General features: G+C 75.3%; 2 protein-coding genes. Both read left to right on the forward strand.

The features are described 5' to 3' along the window. Nucleotides 1–69 precede the first annotated feature (69 nt). Nucleotides 70–876, forward strand: coding sequence for a polyprenol monophosphomannose synthase (locus EYA84_RS31810; protein ID WP_131057852.1), 807 nt, complete (start codon nucleotides 70–72; stop codon nucleotides 874–876). Between the two features lie 90 nt (nucleotides 877–966). Then, a partial coding sequence (locus tag EYA84_RS31815) for an FxsA family protein (protein WP_131057851.1) occupies nucleotides 967–1440 on the forward strand: 474 nt, incomplete at its 3' end.

The following is a 1440-nucleotide window of genomic DNA, read 5'->3' on the forward strand; positions in this document are numbered from 1 at the left end:
GCCCTGGTGCGGCGCCGGTGGGGCGGCCGAGCCGGGTGACCGGCGGCTGCCCGGAGAGGGGCAGCGGTGATGCGCAGGACCGAGATCCGCCCGGCCGCGACCGGGGTGCCCGGCGTGGGCCGGGTGCTGGTGGTCATCCCGACCTACAACGAGGCCGACAACGTCAGCGCGATCGTGCGGCGGGTCCGTGCCGCCGCGCCGCAGGTGGAGATCCTCGTCGCCGACGACAACAGTCCCGACGGCACCGGCCGCATCGCCGACGGGCTGGCGCGCGGCGACACCCACGTGCACGTGCTGCACCGGGAGGGCAAACAGGGACTCGGCGCGGCGTACCTGGCGGGGTTCGCGTGGGCGCGGCACCGCGGCTACGACGCGGTGGTGGAGATGGACGCCGACGGTTCACACGCCCCGGAGGACCTGCCGGCGCTGTTGAACGCCGCCCGGCACGCCGACGTGGTGATCGGGTCGCGGTGGACCCGGGGTGCCCGGGTGCTGAACTGGCCGCTGCGGCGGCTGCTGCTGTCGCGGTGCGGCAACCTGTACGCGCGCCTGGCGCTGGGCATGCCGGTGGCCGACGCCACCGGCGGCTACCGCGTGTACCGGGCCGGTGTGCTCGACGCCCTGGACCTGGAGTCGGTGTGCTCGCAGGGGTACTCGTTCCAGGTGGAGCTGTCCCGGTTGGCGCACCGCGCCGGGGCGCGGATCGTCGAGGTGCCGATCACGTTCGCCGAGCGGGAACGCGGCGACAGCAAGATGAGTCCGCTGATCGTGGCCGAGGCGCTGTGGCGCATCACCGGCTGGGCGGTACGCGACCGGCGGACGGCGGTGCGGCAGGGTTGGCAGGCGGCGACGGTGGGGCGGGCCCGCTGGCCGTGAGCCGGAGCGTGTCATGCTGGACGGACGGGACGGCTGCGCCCCGCCGGGTACGCCGTCCGATGACGAGCGCCGTGAGGCGGATGGGGTGAGATGCGCCGGACAGTGAAGTTCGTACCGTTGGCCCTGCTGCTGTCCCTGGCAGCGGAACTGGCCGTGTTCGTGGTGGTGGGCCGGGCGATCGGCTTCGGCGCGGCGACCCTGCTGGTGTTCGCGGCCTCGCTGCTAGGACTGGTCCTGCTACGCCGCGAGGGGATTCGGGCCTGGCGAGGCTTCCGGGACGCCGCACAGTCCGGCCGGCCGCCCGGAGGTCAGGTCACCGACGGGCTGATCGGACTGCTCGGCGCGCTGCTGCTGGCCACCCCGGGGCTGGTCAGCGGCGTGGTGGGGTTGGTGCTGCTGGTGCCGCCGGTGCGCCGCATCGCCCGGGGCGGCGTGCAGCGGGCCGCCGAGCGGCGGGTGTCGTCGATGGCCGCCGGTGACCTGTTCGGGCCGCGTCGGGTGCACGTGTACCGGGGTGCGCCGCAGCAGCCCGCCGGCGAGCAGCCCGCCCCCGCACCGCAGCTG

Source organism: Verrucosispora sp. SN26_14.1 (genome assembly GCF_004307965.1).
GTDB lineage: Bacteria > Actinomycetota > Actinomycetes > Mycobacteriales > Micromonosporaceae > Micromonospora.

Bases quoted from the DNA above. Each gene is read 5' to 3' on its own strand.
- EYA84_RS31810 (WP_131057852.1), top strand. From the start codon at position 70: ATGCGCAGGACCGAGATCCGCCCGGCCGCGACCGGGGTGCCCGGCGTG.